The sequence below is a fragment of the Sphingopyxis flava genome (genome assembly GCF_900168005.1).
Taxonomy (GTDB): domain Bacteria; phylum Pseudomonadota; class Alphaproteobacteria; order Sphingomonadales; family Sphingomonadaceae; genus Sphingopyxis; species Sphingopyxis flava.
Window position 1 is genome coordinate 177,424 of the sequence record NZ_FUYP01000006.1, and the last position, 17,034, is coordinate 194,457.

Consider the following 17,034-nt stretch of genomic DNA (forward strand, 5'->3'; position numbering starts at 1 on the left):
CGTGCGGCGGAGGACGAAAGGCGGCCTGCTTGCCGCCGTGTCGCTGGCACTTGCGGGTTGTGCGGCCGCCGGGCAGGACACAAAATCGGCACGTGACGCGCCGGCGCCGGCCGAGAAGAAGGCCGACCGGTTCAGCAAGGACCCTTATCCATCGACCTATCATGCCTATCCGGGCCGCGTCACCGCGGTGCGCGGCGTGACGGTGTTCGACGGCGAGGGCGGGCGGATCGACAATGGAACGGTCGTGCTCGCCGAAGGCAAGGTCGCAGGCATCGGGGACGCGGACCTGCCGATCCCCGCTGACGCGCAGCTGATCGACGGGACGGGCAAGTTTCTGACCCCGGGCGTGATCGACGTCCACAGCCATCTCGGCGACTATCCGACCCCCAGCGTCGATGCGCACAGCGACGGCAACGAGGCGACGAGCCCGACGACGCCCGAGGTATGGGCCGAGCATAGCGTCTGGCCGCAGGACCCCGGCTTCACGCGCGCACTCGCCAATGGCGGGGTCACGACGCTGCAGATTCTTCCGGGCAGCGCGAACCTCATCGGGGGTCGCTCGGTGGTGCTGAAGAATGTGCCGGCGCGCACCGTCCAGGGGATGAAATTCCCCGGCGCTCCTTATGGGCTCAAGATGGCGTGCGGCGAGAATCCAAAGCGCGTCTATGGCGGCAAGGGCAGGATGCCCTCGACCCGCATGGGCAATTTTGCGGTCGACCGGGCGACCTGGGCGAAGGCGGCGGCCTACAAGAAGAAGCTCGACGCGGGAAAGGCCGTCGACCGTGACCTTGCCATGGAGACGCTCGCCGGGGTGCTCGCGGGCGAGATCCTGGTTCACAATCACTGCTACCGGGCCGACGAAATGGCGTTCGTCATCGATATGGCGCGCGAGTTTGGGTACAAGGTGACGGCATTCCACCACGCGGTCGAGGCCTATAAGATCGCCGACCTTTTGGAGAAGGAGGGCATTTGCGCCGCGATGTGGGCCGACTGGTGGGGCTTCAAGATGGAAGCCTATGATTCAGTGCCCGAGAATATCGCGCTGGTGAACCGGGCGGGCGCCTGCGCCATCGTTCACTCGGACGATGAGAACCAGATCCAGCGGCTCAATCAGGAAGCTGCCAAGGCGCTCGCGGCCGGGCGCCGGATGGGAATGGAGATCAGCGACGCGCAGGCGTGGAGCTGGCTCTCCTACAATCCCGCAAAGGCGCTCGGCATAGCGGACAAGACGGGTAGCCTAAAGCCCGGCAAGATGGCGGACGTGGTGCTGTGGAACGGCAATCCCTTCAGCGCCTACACGCGCCCTGAAAAAGTGTGGATCGATGGCGCGCTGATGTTCGACGCTATGGACGCAAAACGGCGCCCGGTGAGCGATTTCGAGCTGGGTCAGCCAGGCGAAGGGGATGTGAAATGATCCGTGCCCTCCTGCTTTCTGCTGCTGCCCTTCTGGCTTTGCCTGCCGCGGCGCAGGATGTCGCGGTCGTCAATGCGACGCTTGTCATCGGGGATGGCAGCCCGCCGATCGCAGGTGGGACAGTGGTCGTGCGCGGCGGCAAGATCGTCTCCGCTGGCGCGAACATTCAAATTCCCGCCGGGATCGAGCGCGTCGACGCGGAGGGGCATTACGTCACTCCGGGCATCGTCGCCGCATTCAGCCGTGTCGGACTGACCGAGGTCGACGCGGTCAGCGGGACGAACGACCGCTCGGCGCCGCGCACGCGCTTTTCAGCTGGGCTCGATATCGCGCCTGCGCTCAATCCGATGGGGTCCCCGATCGCGGTGAACCGGGCCGCCGGCGTCACCCGCGCGATCGTTGCGCCCGGCGGCAGCAGCAATCTGTTTGCTGGACAGGGGGCGGTCGTCGATCTCGCCGACGACATGGACATGGTGACGCGCCCGCGCGCGCTGCAATTTGTTGCCTTTGGGGAGGCAGGGTCGGCGAAGGCGGGCGGAAGCCGGGCCGCGACCTTCCTGCTCTTTCGCGAGCAATTGCTCGCAGCCCGAAGCTATGCGCGCAATCCGGCGGCGCTTGCCGAATGGGGCAATGACGCGATGATCCAGCGCGCCGACGCAGACGCGCTCATACGCGTCATCGAGGGGGCGACGCCGCTGTTCGTGCGCGTCGACCGGGCCGCCGACATCTTGAACGTGCTCAAGCTCAAAGGGGATTTTCCGGCGCTGAAGCTGGTGCTGGTCGGTGCGACCGAGGGCTGGATGGTGGCGCGCGAGATTGCCGCGGCAAAGGTGCCGGTCCTCGTCTCACCGCTCACCGACCTTCCTGGCAGCTTCGAGCGATTGGGAGCAACGCAGTCGAACGCCGGGCGGATGAAAGCTGCGGGTATCGACGTTTCGGTCGGGGTCTTTGACGACGACGACGCGCATAAAATGGGCTATGCAACGCAATATGCAGGCAATCTGGTCGGGCTGGCCAAAATGCCGGGAGCGAGCGGGCTCAGCTGGGATCAGGCCTTCGCCTCCATCAGCAGCGCTCCCGCGCGCGCGGTCGGAATGGACGGCGAGATCGGCTCGCTGCGGCCGGGGCGCGTTGGCGATGTCGTGATCTGGGACAAGGACCCGCTCGAGCTCGGCAGCCGCCCGCGAGCGATCTGGATCGACGGCAAGCGCCAGCCGCTGACGACGCGGCAGGACCGGCTGCGCGACCGCTACGCCAATCCGGTGGAAGATGCGATGCCGAACGCCTATGATTGGTGAGGCATAAAAACCGCGCCAAGCGGGCGCGGCGCCGAAAAGAGAGGTAAGGGGCCGTGGAACCGATGACCTTGCTGATCGTGACCTGCATCCTGTTCGTGGGCTCGCACCTCCTGCTGTCGCACCCGCTGCGCGCGCCGCTCGCAGGGCGCATGGGCGAACGATCGTTTCAGATCGTCTATTCCATCGTGGCGCTCGCTACATTCATCCTCGTCGTGCAGGCGTGGCGCGGCATGCCGCCTGAGCCGCCGCTCTGGGCCGCAGGCGATGCGCTTTGGGCGATCGCATCGCTGGTCGTCCTCATTGCGAGCATTCTCTTCATGGGCTCGCTGGTAGGAAACCCGGCGTTGCCAGCGCCGGGCGCCGCCTTCGCTGCCCAGGGCGCGCCGCGCGGTGTCTATGCGATCACGCGTCACCCGATGATGTGGGGCTTTTCGCTGTGGGCGCTTGCCCACGCGCTTGTCATGCCGACGCCCGGGCAGTTCGTGCTATCGGCAGCCATCGCCTTTCTCGCGCTCGTCGGAGCGGCGGGGCAGGATGTGAAAAAGGCGCGGCTGATGGGCGATACGTGGCGGCACTGGGCGGCGCGCACGAGTTTCGTGCCCTTCGCGCGGCAAATCCGCGGTACGACGCCGTGGGGCGACACCATCCCGCGGCCGCACGCGCTGTTTGGCGGCATTCTCGTCTGGATCGCTGCAACCTGGGCCCACGGTGCGCTTGGTTATATGGCGGCCGGTATCTGGCGCTGGATCAGCTAGATGCCGCTGCCTAGGAGCAGGGCATCGCTTCAGGTTAACAAATTGGGGTAGTGTTTGAAGTGCTGAGCTGATTCAGGGGTGCTCCACATTTGGAAGGGGCATTTGATGGTCGGCACTGTATTGTACTGGATCATTTTTCTGAACGCGATCGACGAGGACCTGCTCAAATCCTGCTTTGCAAGCTGGGTAGAGAGGCTTCGCGAGCAGGAACCGGACATCATCGCGATCGACGGCAGGACCTCGCGCCGGTCGCATGACCGCGGCCGCGGCCGCGCTCCGCTGCACATTGTATCAGCCTGGGCGACGCGCCAGCGTCTGGTCCTTGGGCAGGACGCCAACGAGCATATATCGAACGAGATCGTCGCCATCCCGCGCTTGCTCGAGCGACTGGAGCTCAAGGGCGCGCTGGTGACGACCGACGCCATGAGGACCCAGAGCGAGATCGCCGAAAAGATTGGGGCGAAGGGGGGCGATTATCTGCTGGCGCTCAAAGCCAACCGGCCTGCCACCCATAAAGATGTGGTCCGCTTCTTTGCCGATCCGCCCGCCGACCAGATCTGGGGCATTGAAATCCGGCTTCACTGGGTCCTCGATGTCGTCTTCCATGACGATCTTGCGCGCCTCAGAATCGGATCCGGGTCCCAAAATATGGCCGTCGTCAAACCCATCGCGATGAAGCTGGTGCGCTCAGGACAATAAGTACAGCCTCAAGGGCCGCCGAAAACTCGTCAATCCCAACCCAGACTACCTCCAAAAACCCCTCACACAAGACACCGCGTTAACCTGAAGCGATTCCCCTGGCCGAAACGATAGCGCCGCTCGACGCAATGACCATAATGACTAATATAACCATAGATGATGGAGTTATGGTTATGAATGCTGAAGTTCCGTCCGATACGTGGACCGTCGCCCAGGCCAAGGCCAAGCTGAGCGAGGTCATCGACAAGGCGCGCCGCAAAGGGCCGCAGGCGATTACCCGCAACGGCAAGAGCGCGGTCGTCGTCGATGCCGAGCTTTGGGAGAATACGCAGCGGCGCGAGCTGATGGGCAGCTTCGCCGATTTCATTCTGGCTTCGCCGCTGCGCGGTTCGGGCCTTGAGGTCGAGCGGCTTGAGGGCGGCGTGCGCGAGACTTCGCTGTGAGTTTCCTGCTCGATACCAATGTCATTTCCGAAGGCGCAAAGCCGCGCCCCGATGCTGGCGTGATGGACTGGCTCGCCTCAATCGACGAAGAGCAGCTCCATTTGAGCATCGTGTCGCTCGCCGAACTGCAACACGGGGTCGAACGTCTCGATGCGGGGCGGCGCAAGTCGGCGCTCGATCTGTGGTTGAGCGAGCAATTGCCCCTGCGGTTCGATGATCGCCTCCTGCCCGTCGATGCCGAGACCGCCGACGCATGGGGGCGGATCGTGGCGGCGGCGCAGGCCGTGGGCCGTCCCATCGGGGCAATGGACGCCTTCAATGCCGCGACAGCGAAACGGCACCAGTTGATGCTTGTCACGCGTAATGTCGCCGATTTCGAGGTGACCGGCATTCGTCTCTTCAATCCGCGGTCGCGCGGAGGCCAAACATGATCCGCGCCGCGCTCTATGCCCGCTATTCGTCCGACGAGCAGAGTTCGGCGTCGATCGCCGACCAGCAGCGCCTCTGCCGCGAGTAGGCGGAGCCCGGGTTCGCGGGCACAGCTTTGTTATAATTCGCTGCAAGTGGCAATCTGAACCTTTCAGACTACCCGATAGGTGGCAACACCCTATCTCGGTGTCCACCAAACCGGCAGCAGACCTTAGAGTGGCCGGGCCGGGTTCTTGGGCACGCCCCAGGTTATATCTTCCCGCGACGGAAATTTGATCTGGCACCGCCTGACGCGCAATAGAGCGTCGATCCGCATGCATTACTCTGTTTCGTACTGAAATTCGGGAGCGATCAGCAGAGGCTGTGATTTGGTTCACACTTGCTTATCCCGAAACCTTTAGCAGAGGTTCGATTGCGCTGGGGGCAGAGCCTATGGATTTGAACAAGGTGACAAGAGTTGCGGCGTGGAGTTTGCTGGCGGCGGCAATCGCCGCGCATCCGGTTCAGGCCGAAGAGGCCGGAGAAGCGGCTGGAACCGCGTGGGACATTTCGGGCAATGTCGGCGTGACCTCTGATTATCGCTTTCGCGGGATCAGCCTGTCGGAAAAGAACCCCGCAATCCAGGGCGGGGTCGATGTCGGTCACGAAAGTGGCCTGTTCGCCGGCATATGGGCGTCAAGCATTTCCCGATATGGCGGCTCGCACACCGAAGTCGATTTATACGCCGGATATGGCGGCTCGTCGGCGGGGATCGATTATTCGGTAACAGCGCTGGCCTATGTCTATCCCGGCGGACATGGCGTCGATTATGCCGAATTGATGGGCAGCCTGGGCACGGCGATCGGCCCGGCGACGGTCGGGGTCGATCTGGGGTGGGTGCCGAAACAGGATAATTTCGGCGGCGACAATTTCTATCTCGCGGCCAAGGCGGAGGTTCCGATCGGCGATACGGGCGCGAGCCTGTTCGGCCATTTCGGCCGCGAAAACGGCGACGTCTATGATTGCAAGCTGGACTGGGAAGCAGGCGTTTCCTATTCGACTGGCGCGCTCACCGCGTCGCTGTCCTATGTCGACAGCAATTATTCGGGCGCGGGGGAAGCCGGGCGACTGGCGAAAGCGGGTGCCATTGCCAGACTAACGGCGTCATTCTGATCGCGAGCCGGGCATGTTTCGACTTTTTCTCTCGGTGGACATGGTGGGTTCGACAGCCTTCAAGGCGTCCGCTCCGTTGCGCGGTGAGGACGGCTGGCTGACCATTTTCCGTACCTTTTTCACGCATTTTCCGTTGATGCTGGCGGGACAGATCGGCTTTGAATTTCTGGACCGGGAGGAAACACCCGCGGTCGACGTGTGGAAGGCGATGGGTGACGAGGTCATCTTTACCGCCCAACCGTCCAGTGCCGAGGAAGCCGTCGCAATACTGCGCGTTCTGCTGCGCACCATGCGGCTCTATCAGGCGGAGCATTTCGATGCGTTGCCGTTACGGCTCAAGGGGACGGCGTGGCTCGCCGATTTTTCGGATTACAATATCGCACTCGAAATTCCCGAACTGTCGTCGAGCGATGCGGCGCCGCATCTCGACTTCATCGGTCCCGATCTCGATCTTGGTTTCCGTCTGTCGAAATATGCCCGGCCTGACAGCCTGATCCTGTCACTCGACCTGCTGGAGATGCTGTTGCAGGCGAGAAATATGGGCGATCTCATATTGTTTCTCGCCGGGCAGGAACGCTTGAAGGGGGTGATGTTCGACCGCCCCTATCCGATCGTCTGGATGAACGACGCAGAGGACACGGCAGATCGGCTACCCTCCGCGAGTGCGCGCCCGGCATCGGCGGACATGTTGCGTGAGCAGATTGACAGCATGCGCCGCCACCTGCGCGAAGCCCATGGTTTCGACCGCCCGCCGGTACGATTTAGCTGAGTTTTTCCTGCGCACCTTCATAACAGACCGCAAGGATTGCGATGTCGTCCGACTGCGGGACCGTGCCGACAAAGGCGCGCACGCTTTCGGCCAGGCCTTCCGCGATACATCGCGCGCTGAACTCCGCCCTTGCCGCCGCCAGCGCGTCGGCGATCCGCGCGGTGGTGAACAGCGCATCGTCGGCGGCGGTGGCCTCTGACACGCCATCGGTAAACAGGACGAGCGCATCGCCTCTGCCGAGGGGAAAGCTGCCGGTTTGATATGGCACGTCATTGAACACGCCAAGCGCCATGCCCTGATGCTTTTCCAGGCGCTCGACAGAGCCATCGGCGCGGACGATGAACGGCGCTTCATGCCCGCCATCGCTATAGTCGACAACCCCGGTACGCAGATCGAGTATTCCGGCAAATATCGTCACGAACATCTCGCCTGGATTGTCGCGCGCGAGTTCGCGGTTGATCCGTTCCATGATCGCACCGATCGGCGCGCCGATTACCGCGTGCGCCTTGAACAGCGTTGTCGTCATTGCCATGAACAGGGCTGCGGGAACGCCCTTGCCGGCCACGTCGCCGACGACGAAGAAAAGCCGGTCCTGATCGATGAAGAAATAATCATACAGGTCACCGCCGACCTGTTTCGCGGGCTCGAGCAAGGCAAAGACGTCGAGGTCGCTGCGGTCGGGAAATGGCGGGAAGACGCGTGGCAACATCCCCGCCTGAATATCGCGTGCTGCCGACAATTCGCCTTCGACACGCTCGCGCGCCGCAGTCGCCTCTTCCACTTCGACGAGATAGCGTTGCAGCCTCGCGATCATCGCGGCCATCGCTTCGGCAAGGCTGCCGACCTCGTCGCCGCGGCTGTCGCTGATCTGTTGCATGGCCGCCATTTCCTCGGTATCCGCCTGAAAGCTGCGCGTCTCCATATTGCGGGTGAAGGAGGTCAGCCGGACGAGCGGCGCGACGATCCTCGAGACGAGTATCCACCCGACCGCCATCGAAAAGGCGAAGAGGACGAGGCCGATTGAAATGGATTTGACCAAGGCATCGTGTAGCCGCTGGTCGAGCCGGGCAAGGTCGATGTCCGCGCCGATGACGTGAACGCGGCCATCGGCATCGGTGACAGGTCTGTAGATCGAACGGAAGCGGCCGAAGGAATCGCTATATTCGTCGAATCGCACCCGGCCATCGGCGAAGCTGCGATAGAGTTTGGCGGGGGCGGTGTCGTAGAGGGTGAAATATTTCGTCTCGGCGCCCGCCGCTATCTCCTCCGGCGTCGCACTGGTTGCGACCGTGCGGATACGGTCGCCGAACTTCATATAGGTATAGACATAGGTAAAACCCGAATCGTTGGCGAAGCGCGACAGGCGGTCCTGGATCATACGGTATTCCGCCTGCGGGATCGTATCGGGGCCGGCGACGCGGTCATGATAGCCCGCCGGTATCATCTCCCGAACCGCATTGGCCGCCGCGGTCAGCCGCTGGTCGATGCCGGTCATGATCTCGGCGCGGTCGGTGCCGTACAGCACGGCCGTATAGATAGTGGCCGACATCAGGTTGAGCATCAGGAGAAGGAGGAGGAGTTGCGGCTTCAGCCCGAACCGATGCCTGCGCTGTGTTCCATCCAGGGTCGCCACGACGTTTGTCCTCCGATAAGGTGATCGCAACCGATAGCCCCAGGATGAAGGGCGTGGCAAAATTTGATTGGGGCAATCCCTCGGCGGGGGCGAAAACAAAGTTGGTCGATGTGCTGAACCGTCTGTTCCGCGTGGAGCGCGGCGAATGGTCCCGTCTGTTGCAGTTCGGTCTGTTCGGCTTTCTGTTGCAGGCGGGCCTGGGGGTCGGATTCAGCGCGGGCGATGCGGCTTTTCTCAGCCATGTCGGTGCCGACCGCCTGCCACTGGTGTTCATCGCCACCCCGGTGGTGATGATCATCTATACGGCGTTCTTTTCCTATTTTCTGGTGCGTACCTCGATCGACCGCATGGTCGATATCACCCTGGGGATATTGATCGCCGGGGGCCTGGGATTCTGGTTCCTGATCGGCGCGGGGGTACCCAACGCGTGGCAGGCGCCGCTCTATTTCGCGCTGAAGCTCTATCTGGTGATGTGGTATATCGCGCTTTATTCGCTGTTCTGGAACTATACCGACGCTTATTTCGACATTCAGGATGCGAAGCGGCTCTTTCCGCTGTTCGCGGCCTTTTGCTCGCTGGGGACCGCGACAGGCGCGTCGGTTGTTGGCCTGTTTGCCGAAGCGTTATCGGCGCAGGATTTCTTTCTGCTCTGGGCGGCGCTGGCCGCGCTGGCCCTGCCGCTGGCGCGGACGTTGCGCCGTCGCTGGCCGCAGATCGCCGAAAGCGACAACGACGATGGCACGGACGCCGGCAGCGCGGTCGATCAGCTGGCCGGCGTGGTGCGGGCATTCGGGAAATCGCGCTATGCGATGGCGCTGACCGCGACGCTGTTCGTCACGCTGCTGATGACCAATCTGGCCGAATATCAATATTCGGTTGTGTTGCAGGAGGGCCGCAGCGAAGCGGAACTCGCGGCACTTTTCGGCGCTCTCTATGCCGGGTCCAATCTGTTCAACTTGGCTGCCTGCTTGTTCCTGTTCAACCGGCTCGTCGCGCGTTTCGGGGTGCGCAACGTCGCCTTCGTCCAGCCGCTGACCTATTTCGCGGTGTTCGGCTGGTTCTTTCTGCAAGGCGGAACCGGCGCGGCACTGGCGGCGTTTTTCGCCTATCATGGCGTGCTGACCTCTATCGAGTACAACAATCAGAATCTGCTGTTCAATGCCGTGCCGTCGCGGGTGAAGCGGCCGCTGCGCACGATGATCGAGGGCATGGCCGAACCGTTGGCGAGTCTGATCGCGGGCGCTTTTCTGATCTATGCCGCCAGCCGGTTGGACATGCGCGAACTGTCGGGCATTGGCCTGATCGTGGGTGCGGCACTGGTCGCGATGATCATTCTGCTGCGCCAGCTCTATCCCGCGGCGATGACGGCGAACATGCGGCAGGGCTGGATGAATTTCGGCACGCGCGAGGCAGGCGGGCCGCGCCTCGATGCCGATGCGCGCTGGTTTCTGGAAGAGGTGGCGGGAACGGGTGGCGTGCGTGCCGAGCTTGCCCTTCGTCTATTGCGGGCAGACACGCGCGCGCGCACCGCTGCACCGGCGGTCGAGGCGGCGGACGGGCTGGCGGCTGTCTCGTGCGTCGCATCGCTCCTGCGTCGACTGCCCGATATGGATGCGGCCGGGCGCGCGGCAACGCTCGAAAGGATCAGCCGGACCTGCAACAGCGAAGGCGTCGGCGACATGCTGTTCGCGACCGCCGCACTCGATCCACGCGACCGCCGAACGATGGCCTCGATCATCGCGGGTATCGGTGAGAGCGCAATTCCGTCCCTGATCGCTGGCATGGGCGATCGGTCGCTGTCCTACCGCTCGCGGATCGTTGCCGCCTATGCGCTGGCGGAGCTTTCCTATGCCCAGTTCGCCTCGCATCTGGACCGGCTGGTGCGCGACGAGTTGCAGGAGATGGCGGATTTGCAGGACGGCGCCGTTCTGCTCAAAGCCCGTGCGGACGAGCATCGCGCGTTAGCGCTGCTTGCACGAGCGCAAGGCGAAAGGGTCGGCGCCGCGCTCGATTTCGTACTTGAAATGCTGGCGGTCGGCGGGCGCCTGCCCGACTTCGACCTGCTGATCGTTTCGCTTCATTCTGCGAATGCAAAAGTCAGAGGCAATGCGATCGAGGCCATTGAGAGCGGCCTCGATGCGGCGCTGTTCCGCTGGATCGGACCGCTCTTGCGGCAGGAGCGCAGGACACGGACTCCGGAAGGCAATGGCGATATCGCAGCGATTCTCGACGCGGCGCTGGGCAGCGGACAGGCGATCGAGGCGACGCTTGCCGCAGATGCTATTCACGCGCGTTTCGATATGGCAGGTTTCGTCCGCAAAGTGCAGGTCGCAATTCATCCGGGCATGCCCCCGCTGCTGCGCGATCATCTGTTGCGGCTTACCGGATTGAGCGATCGCACCGGCGTCGGCGCGATCGATCGGCTGGCGGCGCTGGCCGGGCATCCCGAGGTGGGAGGGAGTACACTCGAATCGCTGCTGATTCTGGCGGAAAAGGCGCGGCAGGAAAGGCCGGCCGATGCAGCGCTGGACGCTAAGGCTGGCGCGGAGTTCCTATGGATTTCGCGGCACGATCTCCACGCAGTCGCGGGGCGCTTCCCCGACCTCGCGCTCGTGCTCTTCAAGACACGGGATAGCCGGCACTATGCCGCGTAGAGGCATCGCCCTGAAGGCGCTGCTGCTGCGCAGCTTCCTCCCCTCCGTGGTCGTGGTGGCGATACTGCTTGCCGCCTTCGTCTATCAGCGCGTCTATGCGACCATCATCGACGGGTTCGATCGCAAGCTGGTGACGGTGGCGGCGCTGACCGGCGCGATGATCGACCCCGCAGACCACGACCGGCTGATGAGCGCCGCGCGCGCGGGGGAGGATGCGGACCGGATCGAAATGTCTGCGCGCTATCGGCGGAACAACGATCCGATACGGCGCATCCAGCAACAACTGAATCTGACCTATCTTTATACGCAGGTGCTCGGGGGGACGTCGGACATATATTATGTTCTCGACGGTACGCAGGGCGAGGAGCATTCGCCGCCCGGATCGACGGACGAGGTGACCGACGAAACCCGCGCCGGCCTGCGACAGCTCCAGGAAGCCGGCGCAATCTATGTCTCGCCGATCGAATATCAGGAGCAGTGGGGCCTGTTGAAGACGGCGGCCGCGCCGGTGCTGGGCGAAGACGGGCGCATCGCCGCCTCGGCGGGGGCCGACGTCAATATCTCGGTCATTCAGGTGGCAACCCAGAATGCGCTGTTCATGAGCGCGATGATCGGGGTTGCCTCGATCATCGCCTGTCTGCTTGTCGCGATGCGGCTCGTGCGGCGGATCGCCGACCCGATGGAGGCGCTGACCGGCAATATGCTGCAGATCGCGGGCGGACGTGCGCATTCAGTGGCCAGGGTTTTCGGGCCGCGCGAGGTCGAGCGGCTGGCCGGGGCGTTGACGGCGCTGGTTCGGCGCACGGAGGCCGAGGAGCGCCGCCGCGACGCGGATCTCGACGCGCGCGAGACCGCGGCGCGCGCTGCCCTGCTGGCCGGCGAGGAACTGGTTCCCGTGAACCTTCTCATCGCCGAGGGCGAGCGAATATTATGGGTTCCCCATTTTCCCGCCGACCCCGAAACAGTGCTCGCTCATCGCGCGATGACACACCATGCCCGAAGATTTGCGAGCGATCCCGCGCTCGCTGCGGATTGGCGCAGTCTGGCCGACATGCGTCAGGGGGACTGCCTTGTCGTCGACGGTGCGGCGGGCAGGGTGGCGTTGCTTGGCACACGGGCCGTCACGATCTTGGTTGCCGAGCAGCGATTGCCGCTTGCCCCCGAAATGGCGCTCGGCTTCGATCCCGCCGACCCGGTTGCGCTGATGCGTCCGGATGGCAGCGCCTTTTTGCTCTGGGTAGGGAACGAGAGATGATCCCGGCCGATCTCGCCGCACGCGCCCTGGCCCTTGGCGTTCATCCGCCGTTCGATCGGCTGTCTGCGGCGGAGTTGCTCCTCGTCGCGCGCTATTTCCGCCGGCGCGTCCACGCCCCGGGCGAGATTGTGCTGCCTGCCGGGCAGGTTGCCGAACGACTGATGGTGGTCATGGACGGAACTGCGCTGGTTGCGGATGGGCCGGCGTCATCGGTTTTCGACGCCGCTTCGACACTGTTCGGGCTGCCAATTCGCGCCGACTATCGCGCCGGGCCCGATGGAGCCGAAATCCTGTCACTTGCCCGGCCGCACCTGTTCACTCTCGCGCGCGAATGCCCCGATTTCATCGTAGGCTTTCTCTCTTTCGAAGCGGGGTCGGCATGACGATCCGTGCGGCCATCACAGTTCTGGCGATCCCGCTCTTTCTGGGAATCTTGATCATCAACGGACTCCTTCTCCATAATCAGGACCGTGCCGAGATGGAACGCGCGCTGCTGGATCAGGCGCTTACTACCGCTGTCACGGTGGCGCAGTTCGTGCGCGAGATGGACGCGCCTGCGACGCAGCTTGCGGTCCCGGTGCGGGCGAAGGCGCTGCGCGCCGCGCTGGGCCATGTCACCGACCTTGACGGTCTTTATCTCGTCCAGCCTGATCGCAGCCTGGTGCCGCTAAGGGCCAGTTCCGTAGGCTGGGATGCCGCCTCTCTCGCCGTGCCGGGCAAGGCCTATAGCGTCCCGTCGGGAAGCAGGCGGCGTGGCGATCGCTGGGTTACGGCGCTGGCCCCGGCGGGCAAAGGCCGCTTCGTGGCGGCACGCTTCAATGCCGAACCGATCGACGCCCATATGGACGGCATTCGGAGGGACATCGCGCTGATAGCGGTGGGGCTTGCGCTGTTTGCTCTGCTCCTGGCTTCCGTGGTCGCGCGGCGCATCGCACGCGAGATTGACGACAACCGCCGCGGGCTCGAACAGGGATATGATGTCCGCGCCGCGGATATGAGCATCCGCGAAGCGCGCGACCTTGCCGATGCGGCGCGTTTGATGCGAACGAGCCGCCGGGCCGCCGAGGATCGGCGCACCGCTGCGATTGCGCGCAGCGAAGGCGCGGGTGATCGCGACGATGCAATCCGGAAGAGCCGATCGATGCTGTTCCCGCCGATCCGGCTTGCCAACGAAAGCCGCGAAATCGCGATGCGCATGTGTGGCGACGTGACGGCGGGAAGTTTTTTTGCTCATGCCGGCGATGCGGACGACGGGTTGGTCGTGATCGGATGCTGCCGCGCCTGCGGTGATGTTGCAGCGCTGGCGGCTGCATACGATGTCCGCCGCCTGATCGAAGGCTGTCACGACGCCGATGCGGCGACGTCAATGCTCGAACGCCTTGCGTTGCTCTATCGCTTCGATGCGTTGGTCCATCTGCGCTGGCGCGCTGCGGCCCCCCAGGAGGGGGAGAGGTTGCTCGTCCTCGCCGACGCGGAAACCGAAGCAAAAATTCGTGAGTGGTGCGCGATCAGCGCCGGACTGGCGCCTGCGGCGATCCTTGCGAATATCGAGGTGCTGCTGGCGCCCGATGCGATCATCGCACTGGTCGGGACGGCGTCCTCAGCCGACGGCGCGGAGTGCGGCGTCGATGTCGGGCTCGATCGCGAAGATCGAGCTGAAGCCGCTGATGTCGAACACTTCGCGCACCGAAGCGGACAATCCTGACAGAATGAGGTGGCGGTGGGTGGCACGCGCCGTTTTCGCGCCCTTCAGCAACACGCGCAGCCCGGCCGAGCTGACATAGCTGACATGCGACAGATCGATAATGGTGGTTTCCTGCTGCTCGATCCGTGCCGGAAGCACGGCTTCGAGTCCGGGGGCGGTGTTGCTGTCCAGCCTGCCGTTCAGGGTCAACAGCAGGGCCGCGCCTTTCGTTTCTTCGCCGATTTCCATCGTTCGTTTCCGCCTCCTCGGTTTCGGTCTGTTCCCTTATCGAGGAAGTTGTCAAATTTTTCCACTCGATTAGGGTCAGCGCCCATGAAGTGCGCAATCGAGTGAGGCAGGACGGGAGCCGATGCGATGGACTGCGACTTTGAGCGCACTCTTTCGAATGGAAGAACCGGTTTTGCCGGATTTCTCGGGTCGATCGAATCCTATCTGGAGTCGCTCGATGTGCCGGTCGACGCCATAATGACTCTGATGGTCGTATTTGACGAGCTGGTCAGCAACATCCTCGATCATGGCGGCGCCACAACCGTGACCGTCCGCCTGAATGTCTCGGTGGGCACGCTGGCGGCCGAACTGATCGACGACGGCGCCGCCTTTGACCCGCTGTCGTGCTCTGAACCCGAGACCTCGCTGCCGGTTGAGGATCGACCGATCGGCGGGCTCGGCTTGCATATCGTTCGCAAACTGGTGGACAGCATGATCTATGCGCGCGAAGGGAACCGCAACCGGCTACGTTTCGCTAAGACATACTCGGTAGATTAGGCCCGTGGTCCCGCAAAGGGGCTGCGCCGCGTCCGGGAGGTACAGATTTGTTCATGGACCGTGAAAGACGATCGGCTCGCATGGAAGACGATGCCTTTCCGCTGGTCGTGACCGAAAGGCCGCGGCTGGGACTGTGCGTGCTGGCGCGTGTCCCCTTCGCGGTTGGCGAGGTGCTCGACCGCTTCTGCGGCGAGGTCGGGCCGGAGTTACGGCAGCACAGCCTCCAGGTGCGGCCGGGATTGCACATCTCGGGGACGCGCTTCATCGGTTATCTCTCGCATGGCTGCGACCCCAATTGCCGGCTGGACATGGCGCGATTTGAGCTGGTCGCGCAGCGCGATATCGCCGCGGGCGATCTGTTGACGATTGACTATGCCGCGACCGAGGATGTGCTGTTCCGTCAGTTCGCCTGCACGTGCGACGTTGACGCCTGCCGCCGCTGGGTCACCGGCCGAAGCGAGGCGGTCGATGCCGAAGGTCGGCGCGTACTGGGACACGGACCGGCGCCGAAGCACGGTTGATGAAGGCTGAACGGAAAACCGAGCCGACCGCGTGCCGCTGGTGGGAACGCGAAGATTTGCGCTATCGGGATCGGCGCCTGATTTTCGCGGGGCATGATGTCGCGACCCTCGCGGGTAAGGTGCAAGCGCCGCTCTATCTCTATTCCATGGCGCGGATCGCGGCCAATCTCGGACGGGTGTGCGCGGCGCTGCGCGATACCGAATGCGAGGCGAGCGTCTATTATGCGATGAAGGCGAACCGCTTTGAGCCGCTGCTCGAAGGGCTGGCGAGTATGGGCGGATGCGGGGTCGACATCTGTTCGCCAGGGGAGCTTGACCGCGCCATCGCGTGCGGGTTCAGCGCCGAACGCGTCAGTTTCACCGGCACCGGCGTTTCGAACGGCGATCTTGAGCGGTTGTTGTGCCATGACGGACTCGTCATAAATTGCGACACGATCGGGATGATCCGGCGCATCGGCGAACGCTGTCCGGGCCGTAGCATCGGCATCCGCGTCAATCCGGGGCTGGGCACCGGCTATGCCGATGCCGAAAAGCTGACCTATGCCGGCACCCGGACGACGAAATTCGGAATTTACCGGGAGCAATGGCAGGATGCGCTGGATATGGCGCGCCGGTTCGATTTGCAGGTGACGGGGCTGCATTTTCATGTCGGTTGCGGCTACCTGACCGAACAGCTGGACGATTGGGATGCTGCGGTTGGGGCGGCGCTTTCGTTTCTCGATGCGGCGCCTGCGGTTCGGGTGGTAAACATCGGGGGCGGGCTCGGCCTGCCGCACCGACCGACCGATCGGGCGCTGGACCTGAAACGCTGGGCTGCGATTCTGCGGCGCCATTTTGCCGGCCGCGGCATCGTCATCGCGGTCGAGCCGGGCGATTATATCGTCAAGGATGCCGGGCTGCTGCTGTTGACGGTGACAGACGTTGAATGGAAGCGCGACACGCGGTTCGTATATGTCGACGGCGGGTTCAACCTCCATCCGGAGCCTGCTTTCTATGATCTGCCGTGCGAACCGGTGCCTTGCATCGAAGAGGCTGACCGTGGAATCGGGACCGCGCGCGTAACCATTGCCGGGAACATCAACGAAGCTCTGGATATCTGGGCCACCGACGTCGCCATGCCGCTGGTGCGCGAAGGCGATCGGATCGCCTTTCTCAATGCCGGCGGATATGGCTCGGCGATGAGTTCGAATCATTGCTTGAGAGGAGATTTCGCAGAACGCATGGTTTGAGCCTCCAGCGTCGCAATATATGATATTGCTGTGCCTGCTTTCCCGGGCACGCTTTTATTATAACGCGCTGGAAGTCACTATTTGATCCTTGGATCAAGGAAAATGGTTGATTCGCGCATCGAATGCGAGAATCGCACCGGGACCGGCCTTCTTTCTGGCGTTTGAAGCGGCCTCCAAAATGACCGGACAGTTCCTCACACTTATGTAAGAGTGAGGCCTATGACCGACAGTAATCCCAGGAGCTATGTGCATGCGGAGGTTCTCGGAGGGGTTCAGCGCCGTAGGCGGTGGACCCCGGAAGAGAAGCTCCGCA

At 63.3% G+C, this 17,034-nt stretch carries 16 protein-coding genes and 1 pseudogene; 15 read left to right on the forward strand and 2 right to left on the reverse strand.

Features of this window, described 5'->3' with window-relative positions:
- Position 1 precedes the first annotated feature (1 nt).
- From B5X69_RS07050 to B5X69_RS07085, 8 genes and pseudogenes are all read left to right on the forward strand, one after another.
- A complete protein-coding gene (locus tag B5X69_RS07050) occupies positions 2-1,414 on the forward strand; it encodes an amidohydrolase (RefSeq protein ID WP_176141532.1) in 1,413 nt (470 codons plus the stop codon).
- The gene (locus B5X69_RS07055; RefSeq protein ID WP_079637978.1) at positions 1,411-2,712 is read left to right on the forward strand and encodes an amidohydrolase family protein; all 1,302 of its coding nucleotides are present in this window, start codon (positions 1,411-1,413) and stop codon (positions 2,710-2,712) included. Before B5X69_RS07050 ends, B5X69_RS07055 begins: the two co-directional genes overlap by 4 nt.
- Before the next feature lie 62 nt (positions 2,713-2,774).
- Positions 2,775-3,467 (forward strand): NnrU family protein, encoded by a 693-nt coding sequence (locus B5X69_RS07060; protein WP_079638030.1) that lies wholly within the window; start codon positions 2,775-2,777, stop codon positions 3,465-3,467.
- Between the two features lie 138 nt (positions 3,468-3,605).
- Positions 3,606-4,154, forward strand: a pseudogene (locus tag B5X69_RS07065) (ISAs1 family transposase); the annotation flags it as partial.
- A gap of 185 nt (positions 4,155-4,339) precedes the next feature.
- Positions 4,340-4,609 (forward strand): type II toxin-antitoxin system Phd/YefM family antitoxin, encoded by a 270-nt coding sequence (locus B5X69_RS07070; RefSeq protein ID WP_079637980.1) that lies wholly within the window; start codon positions 4,340-4,342, stop codon positions 4,607-4,609.
- Positions 4,606-5,040 (forward strand): type II toxin-antitoxin system VapC family toxin, encoded by a 435-nt coding sequence (locus B5X69_RS07075; protein WP_079637982.1) that lies wholly within the window; start codon positions 4,606-4,608, stop codon positions 5,038-5,040. Before B5X69_RS07070 ends, B5X69_RS07075 begins: the two co-directional genes overlap by 4 nt.
- Before the next feature lie 430 nt (positions 5,041-5,470).
- On the forward strand, positions 5,471-6,190 hold the full coding sequence (locus tag B5X69_RS07080) for a TorF family putative porin (RefSeq protein WP_079637984.1): 720 nt from the start codon (positions 5,471-5,473) through the stop codon (positions 6,188-6,190).
- Between the two features lie 13 nt (positions 6,191-6,203).
- On the forward strand, positions 6,204-6,959 hold the full coding sequence (locus B5X69_RS07085) for a hypothetical protein (RefSeq protein ID WP_079637985.1): 756 nt from the start codon (positions 6,204-6,206) through the stop codon (positions 6,957-6,959).
- Here B5X69_RS07085 and B5X69_RS07090 read toward each other — a convergent pair.
- Entirely contained in the window at positions 6,952-8,592 is a 1,641-nt protein-coding gene (locus B5X69_RS07090) for a PP2C family protein-serine/threonine phosphatase (RefSeq protein WP_245798661.1), read from the reverse strand. The two genes, B5X69_RS07085 and B5X69_RS07090, sit on opposite strands and share 8 nt — an antisense overlap.
- A 53-nt stretch (positions 8,593-8,645) precedes the next feature.
- Here B5X69_RS07090 and B5X69_RS07095 point away from each other — a divergent pair, with 53 nt between their 5' ends.
- The 4 genes from B5X69_RS07095 to B5X69_RS07110 are packed head-to-tail and all read left to right on the forward strand — an operon-like array spanning position 8,646 to position 14,206.
- Complete coding sequence (locus B5X69_RS07095) at positions 8,646-11,246, forward strand: MFS transporter (RefSeq protein ID WP_245798662.1); 2,601 nt, start codon at positions 8,646-8,648, stop codon at positions 11,244-11,246.
- On the forward strand, positions 11,236-12,501 hold the full coding sequence (locus B5X69_RS07100; RefSeq protein WP_079637987.1) for a HAMP domain-containing protein: 1,266 nt from the start codon (positions 11,236-11,238) through the stop codon (positions 12,499-12,501). The genes B5X69_RS07095 and B5X69_RS07100 overlap by 11 nt, the downstream gene beginning before the upstream one ends.
- Positions 12,498-12,884, forward strand: a complete 387-nt coding sequence (locus B5X69_RS07105) for a cyclic nucleotide-binding domain-containing protein (RefSeq protein WP_079637988.1) — start codon at positions 12,498-12,500, stop codon at positions 12,882-12,884. The genes B5X69_RS07100 and B5X69_RS07105 overlap by 4 nt, the downstream gene beginning before the upstream one ends.
- A complete protein-coding gene (locus B5X69_RS07110) occupies positions 12,881-14,206 on the forward strand; it encodes a hypothetical protein (protein WP_079637990.1) in 1,326 nt (441 codons plus the stop codon). The genes B5X69_RS07105 and B5X69_RS07110 overlap by 4 nt, the downstream gene beginning before the upstream one ends.
- Here the strand turns inward: B5X69_RS07110 and B5X69_RS07115 are convergent.
- The gene (locus B5X69_RS07115; protein WP_079637992.1) at positions 14,102-14,434 is read right to left on the reverse strand and encodes an STAS domain-containing protein; all 333 of its coding nucleotides are present in this window, start codon (positions 14,432-14,434) and stop codon (positions 14,102-14,104) included. The two genes, B5X69_RS07110 and B5X69_RS07115, sit on opposite strands and share 105 nt — an antisense overlap.
- 126 nt (positions 14,435-14,560) lie before the next feature.
- Here B5X69_RS07115 and B5X69_RS07120 point away from each other — a divergent pair, with 126 nt between their 5' ends.
- The 3 genes from B5X69_RS07120 to B5X69_RS07130 all read left to right on the forward strand — a co-directional run bounded on the left by B5X69_RS07120 (position 14,561) and on the right by B5X69_RS07130 (position 16,721).
- Positions 14,561-14,971, forward strand: coding sequence for an ATP-binding protein (locus B5X69_RS07120; protein WP_079637993.1), 411 nt, complete (start codon positions 14,561-14,563; stop codon positions 14,969-14,971).
- Positions 14,972-15,051: 80 nt separating this feature from the next.
- Positions 15,052-15,492 carry an SET domain-containing protein-lysine N-methyltransferase gene (locus B5X69_RS07125; RefSeq protein ID WP_245798663.1) on the forward strand — a complete coding sequence of 147 codons (441 nt, stop codon included), beginning with the start codon at positions 15,052-15,054 and terminating at the stop codon, positions 15,490-15,492.
- Complete coding sequence (locus B5X69_RS07130) at positions 15,492-16,721, forward strand: diaminopimelate decarboxylase (protein ID WP_079637995.1); 1,230 nt, start codon at positions 15,492-15,494, stop codon at positions 16,719-16,721. The genes B5X69_RS07125 and B5X69_RS07130 overlap by 1 nt, the downstream gene beginning before the upstream one ends.
- Positions 16,722-17,034: the final 313 nt, after the last annotated feature.